Source organism: Bacteroides sp. CAG:189 (assembly GCF_000432295.1).
Classification (GTDB): domain Bacteria; phylum Bacteroidota; class Bacteroidia; order Bacteroidales; family Bacteroidaceae; genus Bacteroides; species Bacteroides salyersiae.
In genome coordinates, this window is the sequence record NZ_HF991115.1 from 1 (window position 1) to 1,021 (window position 1,021).

At 42.8% G+C, this 1,021-nt stretch carries 1 protein-coding gene; it reads right to left on the bottom strand.

Going from position 1 to position 1,021, the window contains the following annotated elements:
- Nucleotides 1-285 precede the first annotated feature (285 nt).
- The coding region (locus tag QVP90_RS16010) for an IS3 family transposase (protein WP_288204837.1) at nucleotides 286-1,021 on the bottom strand (736 nt) is incomplete at its 5' end.

Sequence of the window (1,021 nt, forward strand, 5' to 3'; positions counted from 1 at the left end):
TGATGTGTACTGGATTTAGTTGACAACTTCGATTGTTATTACTGTATTCGTTCACTCAACAATTTTCAATACCTGAATAGGTTTACATTTCTGTTTGTTAGACCTACTGTAGTTGTCCTATTTGGATTTCCAAATATAATGCTAATTATTCTATTTATTCCAAATGTTGTTGAACTGATTTTTGTTATTATCTCGTTTGCCAAGAAATATCCTTGGTCGGGGAGCGCCGTGCGGCAAGGGGCGGGACCACCCGTCCCGACGAGCACAACCTGAGTCGGGGCACTTTCATACCTTCTCCTCCTTTATAATTTCCATTGGTGTGCGCATTTTCAAAGCTTGGTGTGGCCGGATATTATTATATGTGTACACAGCCTGTTTAATACGTTCTTCCACCTGGTTAAAAGTCTCCTTCCCGCAGTCAAAGAGCCATCCGTTCTTAATAGTATTGTTCATCCGCTCGGCCAATGCATTATGCAGAGGATCACCACACTGTGTCATGCTTATGCTTATATGTTGTGCTTTTAACGTGTCAACGTATTGGTTTGAGCAGTATTGAACCCCACGGTCTGAATGATGTATCAACCCGCTGATGTCTATCCCGTTCTCTCTGTAAAACAGAAAAGCTGACTCCAAAGCTTTCATCGGGCCTTCCGTTGTCAATGAAGGACAGAACGAATAGCCTACTATTGCACGACTGTGGCTATCAGTAAGCAAGGACAGGTATGCCCAGCCATCCCTGGTGGAGACATAGGTAATATCTGCCACAACCATACTTCCGCTTGTGCTTGCTACGAACTTAGGTGTCGTGTTCAGCAAATCAGGATATATATAATAATTATGATTGGAGTTCGTTGTTTTGGGACGTACACGCTTCTTCCTCTGGACCAGACCATTAGAGCGGAATATCTCATAGCACTGGTCACGACCTATCACCATTTTCTCCTTAAAGTAACGAACACAGCATACATATAGCTCACGCATACCCGATTGGGGCATTAAAGTTCTTAATTCTTTGCAATAC